This window comes from Intrasporangium mesophilum (genome assembly GCF_054783095.1).
This window is the reverse complement of the sequence record NZ_BAAGRF010000009.1, coordinates 361,474-377,753: the sequence shown is the minus strand read 5'-3', so window position 1 is coordinate 377,753 and position 16,280 is coordinate 361,474. Positions and strand designations below refer to the sequence as shown.

17 protein-coding genes are annotated in these 16,280 nt (G+C 67.6%); 4 read left to right on the top strand and 13 right to left on the bottom strand.

All coding sequences use genetic code 11. The features are described from left to right. Nucleotides 1-321: 321 nt before the first annotated feature. The 4 genes from ACYVLP_RS09185 to ACYVLP_RS09170 all read right to left on the bottom strand — a co-directional run bounded on the left by ACYVLP_RS09185 (nucleotide 322) and on the right by ACYVLP_RS09170 (nucleotide 3,233). Nucleotides 322-960 carry a hypothetical protein gene (locus tag ACYVLP_RS09185; RefSeq protein WP_460627035.1) on the bottom strand — a complete coding sequence of 213 codons (639 nt, stop codon included), beginning with the start codon at nucleotides 958-960 and terminating at the stop codon, nucleotides 322-324. Between the two features lie 83 nt (nucleotides 961-1,043). Next, the gene (locus ACYVLP_RS09180; protein WP_460627034.1) at nucleotides 1,044-1,628 is read right to left on the bottom strand and encodes a hypothetical protein; all 585 of its coding nucleotides are present in this window, start codon (nucleotides 1,626-1,628) and stop codon (nucleotides 1,044-1,046) included. Between the two features lie 35 nt (nucleotides 1,629-1,663). Continuing rightward, on the bottom strand, nucleotides 1,664-2,737 hold the full coding sequence (locus ACYVLP_RS09175; RefSeq protein ID WP_460627033.1) for a hypothetical protein: 1,074 nt from the start codon (nucleotides 2,735-2,737) through the stop codon (nucleotides 1,664-1,666). Continuing rightward, the gene (locus tag ACYVLP_RS09170; RefSeq protein WP_460627032.1) at nucleotides 2,730-3,233 is read right to left on the bottom strand and encodes an RNA polymerase sigma factor; all 504 of its coding nucleotides are present in this window, start codon (nucleotides 3,231-3,233) and stop codon (nucleotides 2,730-2,732) included. Before ACYVLP_RS09170 ends, ACYVLP_RS09175 begins: the two co-directional genes overlap by 8 nt. Nucleotides 3,234-3,588: 355 nt before the next feature. Between ACYVLP_RS09170 and ACYVLP_RS09165 the strand changes: the two genes are divergently transcribed. Then, on the top strand, nucleotides 3,589-3,963 hold the full coding sequence (locus ACYVLP_RS09165) for a PRC-barrel domain containing protein (protein ID WP_460627031.1): 375 nt from the start codon (nucleotides 3,589-3,591) through the stop codon (nucleotides 3,961-3,963). A 100-nt stretch (nucleotides 3,964-4,063) separates the two neighbouring features. On the opposite strand, the gene ACYVLP_RS09160 is transcribed toward ACYVLP_RS09165, so the two are convergent. The 3 genes from ACYVLP_RS09160 to ACYVLP_RS09150 all read right to left on the bottom strand — a co-directional run bounded on the left by ACYVLP_RS09160 (nucleotide 4,064) and on the right by ACYVLP_RS09150 (nucleotide 8,151). Beyond that, nucleotides 4,064-4,702 (bottom strand): VOC family protein, encoded by a 639-nt coding sequence (locus ACYVLP_RS09160; RefSeq protein ID WP_460627030.1) that lies wholly within the window; start codon nucleotides 4,700-4,702, stop codon nucleotides 4,064-4,066. 143 nt (nucleotides 4,703-4,845) lie between these two features. Next, nucleotides 4,846-5,502, bottom strand: coding sequence for a hypothetical protein (locus ACYVLP_RS09155; RefSeq protein ID WP_460627029.1), 657 nt, complete (start codon nucleotides 5,500-5,502; stop codon nucleotides 4,846-4,848). 333 nt (nucleotides 5,503-5,835) lie between these two features. Then, entirely contained in the window at nucleotides 5,836-8,151 is a 2,316-nt protein-coding gene (locus ACYVLP_RS09150; protein ID WP_460627028.1) for a hemagglutinin, read from the bottom strand. A 651-nt stretch (nucleotides 8,152-8,802) separates the two neighbouring features. Here ACYVLP_RS09150 and ACYVLP_RS09145 point away from each other — a divergent pair. Continuing rightward, a complete protein-coding gene (locus tag ACYVLP_RS09145) occupies nucleotides 8,803-9,318 on the top strand; it encodes a DinB family protein (protein ID WP_460627027.1) in 516 nt (171 codons plus the stop codon). A 41-nt stretch (nucleotides 9,319-9,359) separates the two neighbouring features. Here ACYVLP_RS09145 and ACYVLP_RS09140 read toward each other — a convergent pair whose 3' ends face one another. The 4 genes from ACYVLP_RS09140 to ACYVLP_RS09125 all read right to left on the bottom strand — a co-directional run bounded on the left by ACYVLP_RS09140 (nucleotide 9,360) and on the right by ACYVLP_RS09125 (nucleotide 11,705). Continuing rightward, nucleotides 9,360-10,112, bottom strand: coding sequence for an SDR family NAD(P)-dependent oxidoreductase (locus tag ACYVLP_RS09140; RefSeq protein ID WP_460627026.1), 753 nt, complete (start codon nucleotides 10,110-10,112; stop codon nucleotides 9,360-9,362). A gap of 112 nt (nucleotides 10,113-10,224) precedes the next feature. Further along, nucleotides 10,225-10,455: a hypothetical protein gene (locus ACYVLP_RS09135; RefSeq protein ID WP_460627025.1), complete on the bottom strand. Its 231-nt coding sequence runs from the start codon at nucleotides 10,453-10,455 to the stop codon at nucleotides 10,225-10,227. A 146-nt stretch (nucleotides 10,456-10,601) separates the two neighbouring features. Next, the gene (locus ACYVLP_RS09130; RefSeq protein WP_460627024.1) at nucleotides 10,602-11,300 is read right to left on the bottom strand and encodes an SRPBCC family protein; all 699 of its coding nucleotides are present in this window, start codon (nucleotides 11,298-11,300) and stop codon (nucleotides 10,602-10,604) included. Nucleotides 11,301-11,345: 45 nt separating this feature from the next. Beyond that, nucleotides 11,346-11,705 (bottom strand): DUF2652 domain-containing protein, encoded by a 360-nt coding sequence (locus ACYVLP_RS09125; protein ID WP_460627023.1) that lies wholly within the window; start codon nucleotides 11,703-11,705, stop codon nucleotides 11,346-11,348. A 402-nt stretch (nucleotides 11,706-12,107) separates the two neighbouring features. Between ACYVLP_RS09125 and ACYVLP_RS09120 the strand changes: the two genes are divergently transcribed. Together ACYVLP_RS09120 and ACYVLP_RS09115 are read left to right on the top strand one after the other, a co-directional pair. Further along, on the top strand, nucleotides 12,108-13,781 hold the full coding sequence (locus tag ACYVLP_RS09120) for a M28 family peptidase (protein WP_460627022.1): 1,674 nt from the start codon (nucleotides 12,108-12,110) through the stop codon (nucleotides 13,779-13,781). A 271-nt stretch (nucleotides 13,782-14,052) separates the two neighbouring features. Further along, entirely contained in the window at nucleotides 14,053-14,577 is a 525-nt protein-coding gene (locus tag ACYVLP_RS09115) for a hypothetical protein (RefSeq protein WP_460627021.1), read from the top strand. Here the strand turns inward: ACYVLP_RS09115 and ACYVLP_RS09110 are convergent. Together ACYVLP_RS09110 and ACYVLP_RS09105 are read right to left on the bottom strand one after the other, a co-directional pair. Next, the gene (locus tag ACYVLP_RS09110) at nucleotides 14,574-15,884 is read right to left on the bottom strand and encodes an MFS transporter (RefSeq protein WP_460627020.1); all 1,311 of its coding nucleotides are present in this window, start codon (nucleotides 15,882-15,884) and stop codon (nucleotides 14,574-14,576) included. The two genes, ACYVLP_RS09115 and ACYVLP_RS09110, sit on opposite strands and share 4 nt — an antisense overlap. A gap of 63 nt (nucleotides 15,885-15,947) precedes the next feature. Continuing rightward, entirely contained in the window at nucleotides 15,948-16,190 is a 243-nt protein-coding gene (locus ACYVLP_RS09105; protein WP_460627019.1) for a hypothetical protein, read from the bottom strand. Nucleotides 16,191-16,280: the final 90 nt, after the last annotated feature.

The following is a 16,280-nucleotide window of genomic DNA, read 5'->3' as shown; positions in this document are numbered from 1 at the left end:
CGTCCTCGTCTGCTGCCGAGCGGTCGTGCCGATGAGCGGACCAAGCTGAGTGTGTGTACCGCGTCTTCAATATGGATGACCTGAACTGGACGCCGGATGAGGACAAGTCCAACGCTCGGCTGGCTCTGCAAGAGGCTCTGACATCGCCGATGGGACGCGGCAGAGTCAGGCCCACGATTGCGGCGCCGCGATCCCATCGCGAACCCGAAAGCCGCGGAAAACGACACGTCACAGGGTCCACAAAACTGGCCGTGACGTAGATCTCCATCGTCACCGACAGGTCCTTGGCGTGATCTCGTGATGGCACCGCGGCGAAGTCGGTCACCGGCTCTGGGGAAGCACCGTGACGTCGTAGCTGTCGAACCACGTGGTCCCGCCCGGCAGGCAGTTGTCGACGGTGCTGTCACCCAGGCCGTCGCAGGTGGGGCCGTTGAGGATCGGGTACGTGTCGAGCGTGTGAGCGCCCGCGGACAGCGGTCCGATCCTGCCCAGCGTCACGGCGTTCGCGACGACCAGGCCACCAGCGTCGACGATGCCAAGCTGGGGTCCATCGGGGAAGAAGACGGTGCGCTGCTGAGCTGTGCCTGCGTCGACGACGTACTGGACCCCCTCGAGCCGGGCGACGAAGTCTTCGGGCGGAGTCGGCGCCACCGGAGTGAACCCAGCCGGGGCTATCGTCCAGGTCGGGGACATGAACCATCCGCTGGCGGGTGAAAACCTTTCTCCTGCAAAGGCTTCGGTGCAGAACCTCGAGACGATGCGGCCGTGGATGTGATAGGTCACGTTGAGGTCGACGCCGGTCGGGCTGATGCAGTGCTCGCTGGAGAGCGGGCTTGCCGCGGCCGTGGCTGCAGCCAGCCCTCCCATGCAGGGCAGGGTCGCCGCTGACGCGGCGAGTCCGGCAAGGAGCAGCCGCGCCAGCCCGCGCCGTCGGGGCCGGGGCAGAAGGGACGTGGGCATGGTAAGTCCTCGATTCGTGCGAGATAGGCCCGGTCGCCAGTTGGAGCTTCACGGCACCCGAGTCGTGAGGAGGCGGCCGGAGGTCAGAGGAGCTGCGACGTCACGAGCTCACAGAAGTCGGGTGAGGTGAAATGCCCGTTGGCTCTGATGAAGCCTCCGTCTACGACCTCGCCTCCCGGCTGGTGGTCGCCCAGCGTGTCGAAGATGTAGTACTCCCGGACCAGCCCGCTGTCCCGGTACAGGACCGTGCCGTCGGAGCTCGTGTAGGTGGCGTTGCCGATGGTGGTCTTGGTGTCGAACCGCCAGATGTCGCCCTCGATGTGGGTGCCCGATGTGTCACGCATGTTGATGTGCGAGGTCCCCGCGAACCACTTGCCGTTTGCGGGGTTGGTCCACGTCTCGTCCACATGGACGTTTGCTGACCCGAGATAGGCCTGGTCCGTGCCGTCGATGGTGCGGACTGTCTGGACGCCGGTGCCTTGCCACGTGTAGTCGATGGTGATGCCGCACTCGTCGAACGATGCGGCGAACTGGTTGTCGATCTTGAACTGGCCCCAGATCGCTGCCTGAGCCGCCGGCGCCCCGACGACGGCAGCTCCAAGAGCTGCCGCGAGAGCCGCCGAGAGTGCGAGCGGGTGGGTCCTTCGGGACTTGAGGGGTGCGTTCATGGTGAGCTCCTTGTGACGAGAGTGTGTTTGGGTGGTCAGAGCCGGTGGAGCACCCCGGGGGCCGGCAGTGGGTGAGCCATCGGGGGGAGGTCTTCCCAGTGGGGCGGGATGAAGGACCGGCCGTGAGGCAGGTGCTCGCCCAGTCCTGCAACTTGCGGCAGCGGGGTTTGGCGGATCTGCCAGGTCTTGCCTTGGTCGAGGCTGACGACCAGCTGGTCCTTGTCCAGGACGACGCCTTGGTAGAGGGCGACTTCGCAGTTGGGTCCGCCCTCGGCCATGGTCGTGGAGTTGGGGGCGTTGGGCAGGTCGGCGCTGGCGAAGGAGCCGTCGCGCTGCTGGATGACCAGGCTCAGTTTGGCGCCGACACCGGCCAGGCCCCAGAGGCCGCAGCCTTTGGCGGTCGGGGTGGCCCAGCGGGTGTCGGGCACGTGGGGGATGGCGAGCCGCTCGAGCGTTCCTGCGTTGGTGTCGAGCGTGCACAGGCCTACCTGGTCTGCGCACTCGATGCTGGGGACGCCGAAGGCGTGGGTGGTGGCGTGGTCCCGGACGGTGAGCTGCACCGGCTGGCTCATCGTCGCCGACACCAGGTAGGGCCCCGGGTCCTGGTGAGCCCAGTACCAGAGTCCGTCGCCGACCTCGCGGAGCAGCCCGTCGCCGCCCGATGAGGGCTGCGCGCTGGATCCCGTGACTGCTGCGAGGGTGGCCAACCGGTGGCCGGCTCCGTCCACGACGGCGATGGCGTCGCGGCCGAGACAGTCATGGTCCGGGCGGGGCTGTGTACACCGTTTCCACAGGGTCAAGACGGTGCTCGGGTGGGTGCGGGACCGGAGCTGGGTGACGACGAAAGCGTCGGGGTGCCCGACGATCTGGTCCGCGGTCCAGCCGGGCACGAGCAGCTGCGGTGCCGGCCGGGCCGGGATCTGCTTCGTGCGGAGCTGGCTCAGGCCTGCCACGGCCAGCGCCAGGGCCAGGACTGCGGCGACGGCCACAGCGATGGCAAGGGCGCTACGACGCCGGCGCGCCCGGCGCTGCACCGCGATCATGACCTCGAAGTCCGGCTGGTCGATGGACCGCTCGATGTCACGTGCGAAACCGCGCAGGTCAGACATAGTCCGCCTCCTCACGGTCGCTGAGGTGGCCGGCCATCTGGGCGCGGGCTCGGGCCAGGCGCGCCTTGACCGTTCCTTCCGGCACGGACAGCTCGGACGCGATCTGGGCAACACTGAGGTCGGCGATGTAGTGCAACACCACCGTGACCCGCACCGGCAGGCTGAGCCGGCTGAGCGCGTCCACGATGGCGACGTGGTCCTCGGAGGCGTGGGCCCCGAGGTCGATCCTCAGGTCGGCCCGGAACTTCGGCAGGACGCGGCCGGCGACCCGGGCTCGGCGCCAACGGTGGCGCAACACGTTCAGCGCCACGGTCCGCAGCCACGCCTCTTTGTTGGCGGCCTCGGCGAAGTCCCGTCGATGCGTCAGGGCGGCCAGGAACGACTCTTGCACGACGTCCTCCGCCTCGGACCGGTTGCCGCACAACGCAACGACCTGGGTCACGAGCCGCCGGTACGACAGGTCGTACACGGCGCGGATCACGTCATCGTCATCCATGAGCAGACCACCTACCGAATCCCCTGACGATGCTTCCACTCCCGACGAACCCCCAGACGGGGTATGGGTTGCATGCACCCGGTGACCCGGCCGATACGCCGCTTTTGACCGGCGCGAACTGGACCCCGGCGCAGGCGGAGTAAGTCACGTGAAGGACCAGAACTATTTCGACCAAACCCGAGTCGTGCAGTTCGTCGCGGTGCACCTCGACGCGCGGTGGACGGACGTTCGCAACGAACTGGATCACGCTCCACGATCCGGTCAGGCACGATCCGGGCACGCCTGGCACCGTTAGGACGCGGACGCCCTCGGGTACGAACTGCGCGCAGTACCTACTCGAACGAGAGGAGACACCATGACGACCCAGAACTGGGACGCGTGGAACTATCGCGAGAGCACTGGGATCACGGCCCGACAGGATGACTTGACGGGCTTCAGGGTTCACGCCGTGGATGGCGACATCGGCAAGATCGATGCGGCCACCCGCGACGTCGGCGCCGGCTACGTCGTCGTCGACACCGGACCATGGATCTTTGGCCGCAAGGTGATGCTGCCAGCCGGAACCGTCGAGCGGGTCGACTGGGACGACAAGGGCGTCTGGGTCGACCGCACGAAGGACCAGGTCAAGGACTCGCCGGACCTCGACGAGCACCAGCTCACTGATCCTTCACACCGTGACCGCGTGGGGACCTACTACGGCGGAACCTACGACGAGCGGAACCCGCTCTGATCCAAACCGGTTGTGTGAACTAGGTATGCCGCTGGGCGTCTGCCCGGCGGCATACCCATGCGGCATACCCATGAGCACGACGCGACAGCACATGCCGCGGTCAGGGCAGGTCGGGCCAGGCCGCGATGTCGACGAGGTTCCCGGACGGGTCGGCCAAGGTGATCCAGTGCGGGGCGTGCGAGTCGTCCGCGACGCGACCACCCGCCCGTACGGCTGCGTCGATGCGCCGGGCAGCCTCGTCGGCCGACATGCTCACGTCGATGTGGATGCGTGCCGGCGCGTCCCGGCCATCGTTCACGGCCTGGTTCCACACGCCCGGAGCGCGGCCGAGCGGGTCGATGAGGTCAGCGTCGGCGACCTGGTCGTATCCCATGACGGCCTGCCAGAACGGGACCGCATCCATCCCGCCGTCCACGGCGATCTGCATCGCCTGAAGGTGCTGGACGTCCGCGGTCAGGCCGAGCTCCCCGGCGATCCTGGAGACCGAAGCCGCCAGGCCGGCGGCCGCCTCGGGCAGCCCGCCGGCGTCGAACGAGGAGGCCAGTCGCACCGTGACGCCGGTCGCCCGCAGCTCCAGATCGGGCCCGTAGCCCTCGGGCGCCAGATCCACCACCCGACCGGCGAACTCGACTCTCCGCCGCGCGTCGGGACACACGTAGTGCGCCAACGCACCCTCGAACGTCAGCCGCCAGTCATCGCTGGTCGCGACCGCATAGAACTCGCCCGCCCCGATAACCATGGCGCCTCCCACGACTCGAATCCTGCCCGCCAACCTACCCGTCCGGGCTCAGCCGGCGAGGGCGAGCATGAGTACGCCTTCGAGCGGGTTGAGCCGGCCGGGTCGGGCACGATTGTGGTGACGCCGATGTCTCGAGCTCGGCCTCAGGACGTGCCGACCAGCATGGCCCGAGCCCGCTGGATCGCCTCGTCGGTGCCGAGCTCCGCACGAGCCGCAGGGCTCGTCGAGTACAGCTCGACCATCTCCTGGAAGGGAATTGGCGGCAGGTTCCGTCGAGGCAGGCTCACCGCGTCCTCTGTCACGACGGTGCGCCGGCTGAGGATCGGTGGCAGGTGGTGCAGCGGGACGACCGCCGCGGTGGTCTCGACGATGAAGTCCGTCCGGGTCGTGACCAGGCCACGCACGTCGTCCCAGGGAACGAAGACCTCAGACCCGGCCCAGAGCTGGTGGATGCCTTCCGGCGTCAGGGTCAGCGTCCCGTCACCAGCGCGGCCGCTGGTCCGCGCCCACGCCAGGTAGAGCATGAAAAGTCCCGCAGCGATGAAGAACGCGGCGGCGTAGCCCGCCGAGCCGAGGTAATGGAGTCCCAGCGCTGTGACCCCGAGGGCGACGACCCATGCGGCGTGGATGGTGAACGCGTGACCTCGCCGTGGGTGGATCGCCATCCCCGTGCGGCCGTGGGCCGTACCGGTCGTCACGACCTCTTCTGGCCCTCGGGGGTGCAGTGCCAGGACGACTGGTGCGGCCAACAGCAGGGCGAAGACCGCCAGCACGGCTATGCCACCGGCGGCGTCCCTCATGGCTCCTCCGTCTCGTCGAGGTGAAGGCCCCGCCGGTATACCCACGGCATACCCACGGCGGTGGCGCCACCCTAGTCGCCGCGGTAGGACGTCGGTGCCGTTGAAGTACGCAGAGATCCCGAGGCAGCCTGGACGGCGGACAGTGCCCCGTCAGCACGGACGAGGCACGAGCGGAGGCCGTATGCCGCCCGGGGAAGTAAGGCTGTCGCGCGGCATACGGCTGCTCGGGACCCAGCCCCCAGTCGGTGGGGACAGGCGACTGGGCTTGCTCCGGGGTCGGTGACCCGGCCGGATGGCTCCGGCCGGGTCACCGCCTTTGGGCGCGAGTCGAGCTCAGTTGGTGATGATCAGCTGGGTCTTCTCGCAGTGGTTGCTGCCGTCCACGAGCGGGTTGTCGCTCGCGAAGACGACCTTCCACGACACGGTCTTTGACGTGCTGACGAGCACGTCGCTGTTCGTGGTCGACCTGGTCGCGGGCGAAGCCTGGTCGATCGGGAAGGACTCAGGATCCCGAAGAACCGTTCCGGTGCAGTCGGCGCTGTCGTACAGCGTGAAGGACAGGGTGCCCTTGAGCGCGGTACCGCCGGCCGAGCCGATGGTGGCGGAGTCGTTCGGCAGCCAGTTCTGCACCGAGCTGGCAGACGTCGAGTCCCTCACGGTGAAGCACTCGCCGGTGCTGGCGTCGCTGGAGCCGAGGTAGTTGTGGTTGCTGCCCGGTTTGTAGACCGCCCGGAAGCACCAGACACCCACCGTGCTGGCCGTGACGGCATCCGAGTCGGAGGTCGCCGTGTTGCCGGCCCCGGCCGTCATGCCCTTGTCTGTGCCAGCAGCGGTTCCGCCTGTGGCGCAGGTGCCGCCGTTGGCCGCAACCTGGGTCGGGTTGCAGACGAAGAAGTCGACCGTCCCGGTCGGCGAGCCACCGGCTGCGGTGCCGGTCACGACGGCGTGGTCGGTCACGCTGGTGCCGACCGGCACGGAGGTGGTGATCGGCGTGCTGCCCACGCGCGGAGTGGTAACGGTCGTCGTCGGTACGGGATTGACCGTGACGTCCTCGCCGGTCTCCGTGCAGCCGGCGTTGTGCGACGCGTTGGTCGTGTTCGGCGAGTCGCCGTCGTACGACGCCTTCCAGTGGTAGTCACCGGCAGCCGTCGGCGTGGCCGACACCGAGTACGTGTTGTCCCCGCTCACCGTGGCTGTCCGCGTCGCGGCCACAGTCGTGCAGTCGCCCGGGCCGACCAGGGTGAAGGTGATCGTTCCGGTCGCCGCGGTCCGGGTGGCCGGGTCCGGCGCCGTGGTGTGGATGACGGCGTTGGTCGGCTTCGGGGCCGTGCCGGTCAGCGACGCATCGTCGGTGACCGCACTGCCAAGGAGCACGTCATTGCCAGCGGTCGTGGTCAGGGTCGGCTGGACCGGGTTGACCACGAAGCACTCGCCGGTGCTCACATCGCTGGATCCGCCGATGCCCGCACTGCTGATGCCGCTGTAGGACGCCTTCCAGCAGTACCGGGCGGCGGCCGTGACCCAAGCACTCGGCGAGGTCACCGTCACCGGGAACGCCGCACCCGTCACGTTGACCGGGGAGCCGATCGGCGTGGCGGCCGAGTCGCAGGTGGCGTTGGCCGCGTTGCTGGCCTTGCACAGGCTGAACTGGACGGTGCCGGCCGGCGTGGCGCTACCGCCGGCGATGCTGATGAGCGCCGAGTCCTTGACCTCCCGGACGCCCGCCGTGGTGATCGACAGACCGCCCGCCGGGATGTTCGTCGTGCCGTCGGCCTGCTTCGGCGTCGTGACGGTCGTCGAGGTGCAGCCACCGACCGGGATGACCGGCTGGAGGATGGTGTCCTTGTAGTCCGCCGAGTCCGAGTTGCCGGTCACCGTGCTCGGGATGACGTTGGCGAACGAGCGACACGACTGGACCCCGCCGAACACCGCGTCGGTCAGGTTCAGTGCTGCCTCACCCTGGAAGCCGTCGCTGCTGTATGCCGCCGCCGAGACGTTCGCGTTGAGCAGCTGCGGAGCGCTGAGCACGAGGTTCGGAGCAGTTCCGGACCAGGTGCGCAGGTAGAGGTTCTTGCTGCCACCCTGTTGGTCCCACAGGATCAGGAAGTCACCGGCCTTGCGGTTCTTCCACGGGTTGCAGGTGTTGATGAGCTGCTGCTGGGTGCTGTTCGCATAGTCGCAGGCGGCCGGCGGCGGGTCCTGCATGAACTCGTAGGCGATGAAGCCGCTACCGGTGTTGCTGTCGCGCTGCCACGCGAAGTACAGCCAGTCGTCGTTGTCCGAGTCCTTTGCGGCCCCGAGCCAGGCGTGGTTGAGGTCCACCTGTGCGTTCGGGTTGGTCAGACCAAGGGTCGGCAGCGGTGAGTTGTGGATGACGCTGATCTTGGTCGTGCTCGAGTTGAGCGGTCCCAGCTCCTTGACGTTGCCGTCAGGGTCGGTGAGGCTCTGGGCCCCGTCCGCCCCGGGGACCGTGCCGTCGATGGTGAACGGCGGGACCGACCCCGCCAGTGCGACCGGCGCCGCGACCACGGCCGCCGGAAGCGCTATGGCTGCGACGATGGCGAGCCATCGACCGCGCCGACGTGAGAGTGAGTGCTTGCTTGCCCCTGACGAGGGCGTTCCCCGAGAGACCAGCCATGACGTACTCATGTGTGTCTCCAATTGTTGAACCGGTATTCCGGCCCCCGATCCGGCTATCGGAACGTGCAGAAGCACCCGTGAGCGCACCAACGCGCTGACGCGTGACGATGCCTTGCGGCATACCCCTCCCGACACGCCCTGACAGGTACGGTACGGGCGAGTTCGCTGTCACATCGCAGAACTCCGAACTGCGCCACATTTGCCCTTACAAGTCTGGCTCGCCATGAAGAGCGTGAAGTGCCGGGAGTGTGGTGGAATGGGGCGACCGCGTGAGAGGCATCTCCCAAATCGACTATCCCGCTGGCAGATTGGCTGTCTGGACCAGCCTGCCGCTCACCTCCGGGAAGCCGGTAGCGCACGGGAAACTGCCCCTGGTCGAATCGTTTCCCTGGCGGGCGGAGCCCCCGATCTCGCCTTTCCCGTGCTGAGGACCTCAGGAACTCGCCAGGGTGACCCTTTCCAGAGTGCTAGAGCGATTCTCCGCCGGATCAATCCGCGGTGACCGCGTTCCCAGGACTTACATGCATTCGGAGAAGTAGATTCCCACGTTCGTGGGTCGACCTCCCACGAACGTGTGCGCAGCGATTTCCTCCAACCGGTCTGCACGGCACACTTCGTCACGCCGTGCGCCGGTTCGGTGTGCAAGGGGAGGATGGCAACATGTCGACCTCAGCGTTTCCAGAGCCGTCCTCGACGCCGGACCTCCGAGGCTTGCTGTCGCGGTATCTCGACTACTACCGGGCGGTGGTCATCAGCAAGATCGGCGGGCTGGGACGCCGGGACCTCCAGCAGGTCACGGTGCCCTCTGGTTGGACCCCCGCGGGTCTGGTCAACCACCTGGTCAACGTCGAGCGGCGCTGGGTCCGCTGGGGATTCATGGCCGAACCCATCTCCGACCCGTGGGCCGACCAGCTGGAGACGGGCTGGGTGTCCCCAGATCTGTCGGCCGAGGAGCTCGCGGCCCTACTCGAGGATGCCGGACGTCGGACTCGAGCGATCGTCGAGGCTCATGAGCTGACCGACCTGGCACGACTCGGCGGCCGGTTCACGGACGCGTCCACGGCCCCACAGCTGCAGTGGATCCTGCTCCACCTCATCCAGGAGTACGCCCGTCATGCCGGACACCTGGACGTGGCACGTGAACTGATCGACGGGACGACAGGGGAAGAGCCCTAGACAGATCACCCCCGGCTCACGCCCCGCCAGCGGTACGCGTCTCAAAGGTCCTGATACCGGTAGGTGTGGCCGGACTCGACGTCACTGACGATGAGCCGACTGACAATCTTGGACGCCACGACAGCGGGCGCAACCAACTGCCCTTCCCGGTGAAACTGCTTGAACAGGTGGACGCTCGGCAAGATGTCCGATGGCTGCGAGCGCGCATGCAGCTGCATGTTGGTGTCCATGACGCCCGGACGCACGGTGACCGCCCGGAAGTTCGGCGCGGGCCGGTCAGCGGCGAGCGCCATGGTGAGCATCTCGATCCCGGCCTTGGCGACGCAGTACATCGCTTCGCCTGCCAGCGCGGTCTGCGCCGCGCCGGAGGAGACGTTGATGATGCGCAAAGGGACGTCCACCTCGGCAAAGACACGGCAGAAGAGATTGGCCAGGGCCGCTGGAGCCGCCAGGTTGACGGCGAGAGCGGCGTCGATCTCATCCGCAGATAGCCGCCCCAACGGGCCCACGACAGCGATGCTTGCGGCGTTGTTGACCAGGCATAGAGACGCAGGTTGGCGCCGTTTCAGATCCTCCAGGGCCGGCCCCACCACAGGGTCGATACGAGAGGTGTCGGACAGATCAAGCTGGACGAACACGTAGCGCTCATGCGCCAGCTCCGGGTTGTCCGACCGGCCGATGCCCACGACCGTGAGACCGCGTTCGAGCAGCTCGGCGCCGAGAGCGGCCCCGAGGCCACGAGACACACCGGTGATGATCGCAGCCGGACCTGTTGCACGATCCTCAAGAGTCATAGGGCGCCTCGTAAGCCGATCAGTTCACGTGCCGTACCCCCTCGACACTCTCGCATGGGCTGCCGAGCTGCCGAGGGCATTGCCTCGCCGGACGGTCGGATGCCCGAGGTCCTCAGGAAATACCGCAGAACGCGGCCCCAACAGCGAAGAAGTTCGCCTGGGCCGGCGGCGCGCTGTGCGAGTCACTGCCCGCCTGCGGGTTGTTCGCGAGGACGTTCGCGCACGCCGTGCCGGTGTGCGCGGGCGCGACCGGGCTGGGGTTCGGAGCAGCCACCGCCGGCACCGTGGCAATCCAGCCGATCGCCAGCGTCAGGGCTGCCGCAGCACAACTCTTCCTTGTCATTTTCGGCACCTCGCCTCTGAGTGAACCGGCGACGTCCCTGGCTCCATCGCGAACCTGGAGAGCGTCACTCATCGTACAGATGACTGGGGCCGGCCACCGTGGTCTCGAGCGAGGGACATGCTGCGACGGAGCTTCGATGAACGCTTCTAGACCGGACCAGCGAGGCGTCCCTGGCGGTCGAGCTCCTCGTCGAGGAGCTGGGTCAGCCGGGTGAAGCTCTGGCCAAGGACATCGTCGAGCCACGGCCTCATCTGCTCGACGACGGCGCGCTCCTGTTCCGCCTCCGGCGCGGCATACCGCTCGTGGATGGTCGTGCCGGAAGGGGTGGGCTCGAGCTCGGTCGTGGCCACGAAGCTGATCGGACCCATCGGCGTCGGCACGGTGTTGCGGTAGGTGTAGTAGTCGTAGGGACGCCAGTCGAGCAGCTCCTCGATGCTCGCGCCCCCGCCGTGCATGCAGTGGTTCGTGGCACCGACGCCTCGGCGGTTGCCCGGCGCGACCACCTCGACGCCCGTGACGCCCAGCTGCCAGCCTGTCCGCCGGCCGGGGGTCGTCATGAACTCCCAGACGACCTGTGGCGGAGCGGAGGTCGGCGTGTCGAACTGGTAGATCGCCTCGCCCGCATCGACGAAGACGCGGGTGCGGTCCTCCTCCTGCGCCCAACGGCGGTCGAGGTCGTGGACCCACACGGACACCTCGCCGATGTGCTCGTAGGTCTCGCGAGCGACGCGCATCCCCAGCGCCTGCACGTCGACGTCCATCGCGTCGACGCACTGCTGGCTCAACAGCGCATACGCCTCGATGCCGGTCGATGCGACGACGTCGTTCTTGAGTAGTCGGTGCACGAGGATGACATCGGGTCCGAGGAGCTCCTCGGAACCCGCGACGAGCTAACGCAGAATCGTGCCGTGATGGACGACGAACTTGAGGTTGAGGTCGGGGATCCGCACGCACGCGTTGCACTCGCAGGACGTGGCCTGTTGCACGTCACGACGTCTCCGGCGGAAGCCGAAGTAGCAGCGTTCGATCGTGTCGAGCAGCAGCGACCCGTCCAGCCGGTCGGCGATGACGAACATGAATGCCGCGTCGCCCTCCAGCTTGGCGAGCCGGAACCCGGGTCGGAACGACGTGACGATCGTGCTCATGAGGTCGGCGAGGATGTCCTGCGCGTGGTCGAGCTCGACGCCTGCAAGGTAGCCGGTGTATCCCGAGATGTCGGCGATGAGGAGACAGGCCGACTCAGTTGCCATGCGCCAACCATCGCATGGCCCGTCACAGGTCGTGGGTCAGACGTCTACGTTCAGTGCGCGCGTGGCGCCGCCCGGCGCTCGGATCACGGGCGACGCGGTCCGCACCGACGGCACTCCGGGAAAGGGCGCTCGGCTGGGGAATCTCGGCCGAGCGCCTTTCACCGAGTGCTTTCAGTTTATTCCCACGCTACATTCATGAAGCTCCCAGAAGAAGCACGGCTCCTTCCCGCCACCGCATTCAATCGAATGGAAACGCGCCAAGTCCCTCACGCCGCATACGGAAAGAGGTTGGGCAATCTACGTCATTGCTAAAGGCGCAGCGGGCGTATTAGCGGCAGTAGCATCGGAAGGCTCGTCGACAATGACGTCGGCGGGTTTCGCCGTCAGCAAGGGAGCATCACGATGAGCCCACGACACGGACGACGTCGAGGATGGCGGCTCGCGCTCGCCGCGGCCGCTGCAGTGGCAGTGGCCGGGGGCCTGCCCATGGTCGCCACGAACGCGAACGCCACGACCTCGACCGCCGACGCCAACGTCACGGCATGTGCCAACCGGGTCAACAACACTCCACAGAAGCTCGTCGACTGCGTCAACAAGGACGACCTCTGGGCCCACATGGTCAATTTCCAGCAGATCGCCGACGCCAATCCCGGCGCCGATGGCCATCCGTCCCGAAACTCCGGCGAGCCCGGGTACAAGGCCTCGGCCGACTACGTGGCCAACGTCATGAGAGCCGCGGGCTACGACGTGACGCTACAGGAGTACAAGTTCCACTACTTCAGCTTCGTCGGGACCCCCGTGATGCGTGAGGAATCGCCGACGCCGCACTCCTTCGTGCTCGGCACGGACTTCAACCCTGCGCAGGTCGCCGGCTCGCCGAGCGCAAAGGTCCAGCCCGCGGGCGGCATCGTCGTGCCCGCGACGCCCACTCCCAGCTCGGCCAGCGGCTGCCTGGCCTCCGACTTCACCGGCTTCGTCCCGGGCAACATCGCCCTGATCCAGCGGGGCACGTGCACGTTCTCCCAGAAGGTTGCCAACGCGACAGCGGCCGGCGCCTCGGCCGCGATCATCTTCAACGAGGGCAACCCCGGTCGTACGGGCGTCTTCACGGGCGGTCTCTCCGGTGCCGAACAGATCCCCGTGCTCTTCACGACCTACGCCGTGGGCACCCAGCTCTTGGCACAGTACGTCCCGGGTTCGGCCCCGGTCGTGACTGTCGACGTCAACCTCATCGACGACCCGAACCGCTCTGACTGGAACGTCATCGCCGACTCCAAGGGCGGTGACCCGAACAACATCCTGGTCATCGACGCGCACCTCGACGCCATTTACGGGGCCGGGATGCTCGACAACGCATCCGGTTCGGCGACGATCCTCGACATCGCCCAACAGCTCAAGAACACCAACACCCGAAACAAGCTGCGTTTCATCTGGTTCGGCGGCGAAGAGCTTGGCCTGCTCGGCTCGGACTACTACGTCAACACGCTTCCGGCCGACGAGCTCGCGAAGATCAAGTACGACCTCGACGCCGACGTCACAGCGACGCCGAACTACGTCGCGGGAGTTCTCGACCCGAAGGACGGGGTGACTCTTTTCGGACGCAACCCAGGCACACCGATGCCGCCGAGCATCTGGGCGCCCTCGGCGATCGCCCGCGACTACGGCATCGACTACCTCAGCTCGATCGGGAAGAACAACATCCTCTTCTCGGCTGACGGCACCGACGCCTTCATGTTCCAGGCCGCCGGGATTCCCGCCAGTGGCGTCCTCACCGGCCAGGACTGCTGCAAGCTCGCATCGGACGTCAACCTCTTCGGCGGGTACGAGGGCAACTTCGAAGGCACTGTGCCCGGGGACGACGGAGGCTGCGTCGACAACCCCTTCCGGTGGTGTGACAACCTCAGCAACAACGACCCCGAGGTGCTCACCTGGATGTCGAAGACCTTCGCCAACATGGTCGGACACATGGCATACGACACGCAGGTGTTCGACGCACCGCAGAGCGGAAACGGCCACCACCGGCCATCTGCGGATCAGCTGAGGCTCGCGACCCGAAGGGGCGTGGTCACCAGCTGACGGGCCTCTGACGAGGCGCCCTCGCCGTGAGGGCTCCGACACGTCGCTACGGGGCGCTCACTCGCACGTCGACTGGGCGCCCCGTCACGCTCACTCGCACGTCGAGAGAGCGCCCCGTCACGCTCACTCGCACGTCGAGTGGGCGCCCCGTCACAGCGGTGGCACGCATCTGTCTTCACACGCACAGCCTCGATGGACTATCCAGCGCGGGTGATGCGGTCTCTGAACGTGCCGACGGACGATGCGAGGAGCCGACGACGAGGAGATCGCGATGAAGACCAAGACGCTGCCCAGGCTGGTGCTGGCCACGCTCGTGGCATTTGCGCTTGCGGCGTGCTCCAGCTCAGCTGGATCGGGCTCGGGCGGTACATCGACCCCGGCGAGCCCGGCTGCCGCCAGCACCACGACGACTGCCGCGGGCACCTCGACCAGCGCAGGCACCACGACGACCGCCGGCAGCACCGGGACTGCGGCCAGTGGCACCTTGTGTCCGGCACTTGCCGACGTCAAGAGCTCAGCCGCGACTCTCAAGTCGGACCTTCAAGCCAGGAAGCTGGCTGCAGTGACGACGGACGTGAGCAACCTCGAGACCGCGTTCAAGACCCTGCTCAGCGGACTCTCGTCGAGCGCGGCAGCGGGCGCGGCCGAGCTCCAGTCAGCATGGGACAACGTCAAGAACACGTTCCAGGGCCTGAGCAAGTCGGACATCGGCCAGATGCAGTCCACGATGCAGGGCCCGGTCGAGCAGCTGAAGACTGCTCTGGACAGCGTGACCAGCGGCCTGAACTGCTCCTAACCGGGACCTGACCGCTGTCGGTCGTCCGGGAGGGGCGCGAAGGCGGTCTCGGGCCAGCGATGGAGTGCGACGCCCGCCGCGGCGGCCACCACCGCGACGTACACGCCCGGCGCGACCAGACTCGTCGCAGAGGCCAGCAGCTGGCCGACCAGTGGGGCTGTGCCTCCGACCAGGGCGGAGGCAAGTCCAACGGTGAGCGACATCCCGGTCGCTCGAACGGCGGCTGGGAACATCTCGGCGACCGTGGCCATCGTGAGGACGCCACCGACGAGCGCGCCGACCACCGCCACGGCGAGCGCAAACCCGAGCAGGCCGCCTCGGTCTACAGCCAGCATCAGAGGGACCGCGAGGACCGCGAGGAGGGCGGCGGTCACCACGCAGACGGGTCGGCGGCCCACTCGGTCCGAGACCCGCCCCCAGACCAGTCCGGCGCAACCGCTGAGGACCAGCCCGGCAGCGGCGACGCCCAGGGCAGCCGGGAGCGCCACGTCGCGAGTCGCTCCGAGCCAGTTGGGAAGGAAGACGAAGAAGGTGTTGAACGCCAGGGCGCCTGCAGCGATGAGCGTGAAGCCGGTCACCAGCGCTGGACGGTGATCGCGCCACACCGTGTGCAACGGCGCGGCATCGAGCACCGCGTCCTGCTCTACCGCCGTGAACGAGTCGGTCTCCTGCATCCGGCGCCTCAGCGCCAGGGCGACGAGGCCGAGAAGCAGCGCGAGGAGGAAGCCCGCCCGCCACCAGCTGTCCGACAGGGTGTCGGACAGGCCGGTCAGGAGTGCTCCAACACTGAATCCCGCTGCGGTACCGACCGCGAGCGTAACGGTGTGCCACGCGCCGTAGGCGCCGCGACGTCCCGATGGCGCGTGCTCGACGATGAAGGCAGCGGCCACACCGAGCTCTCCACCAGCGCCGAACCCCTGGGCGGCCCGCAGCAGGACCAGGAGAACCGGCGCCACGATGCCCAGGGTCGCGTACCCGGGTAGCAGGCCGACCGAGGTGGTCGCCACGGTCATGAGCAGGACCGAGGCCACCAAGGACCAGCGTCGCCCCAACCTGTCGCCGCGACGGCCGAAGAAGACGGCCCCGAGGGGACGGGCAAGGAAGGCTGTGCCGTAGATGGCGAAGGCGGCGACGAGGCGGGTCCCGGGCTCACTTTCCGGGAAGAAGGCGTCCCCGACGACAACAGCCAGGGCTCCGAGGATCGCGAAGTCGTACCACTCGATGGCATTTCCGACGCAGGCTGCCGCGAGGTTGCGGCGTGCGGACCGCTCAACCGTGGCGGGTGGGCTCGGGCTCGGCGTGGCCACTGTGGACACGCTAGTGAGGTCGCAGAGCTGGGGTGTGGTCTTTCGCGGACCCGGGTCAGTCCGTCATGAACCAGCTGCCAGCTCGGCCGACTCGTCGACGGCACGCCGCAGCTCGCGTACCTCGATCCCCAGTGCATGGAGGCGCTCGAGCAGGCCGACGAGCGCAGCCTGGTCGGGCACCGATCCGGTCAGGACCGTGTTCGCGGGTTCTGTGGTCGCCGTGACGCCGTCGAAGTCGGAGCGAAGCTGGAGCAGAGCCTCGTCGGTCACCAGCCCGAGGACGTGCACCTCGTACACCCAAGCCACCAGCCAGCACCTCCTCGGACGACCTGACGTCCACTCGACCTTCCCGCGAAAGCCTGCCGTCTCACCTCACCCCCCACGGGTAGTCGCCAA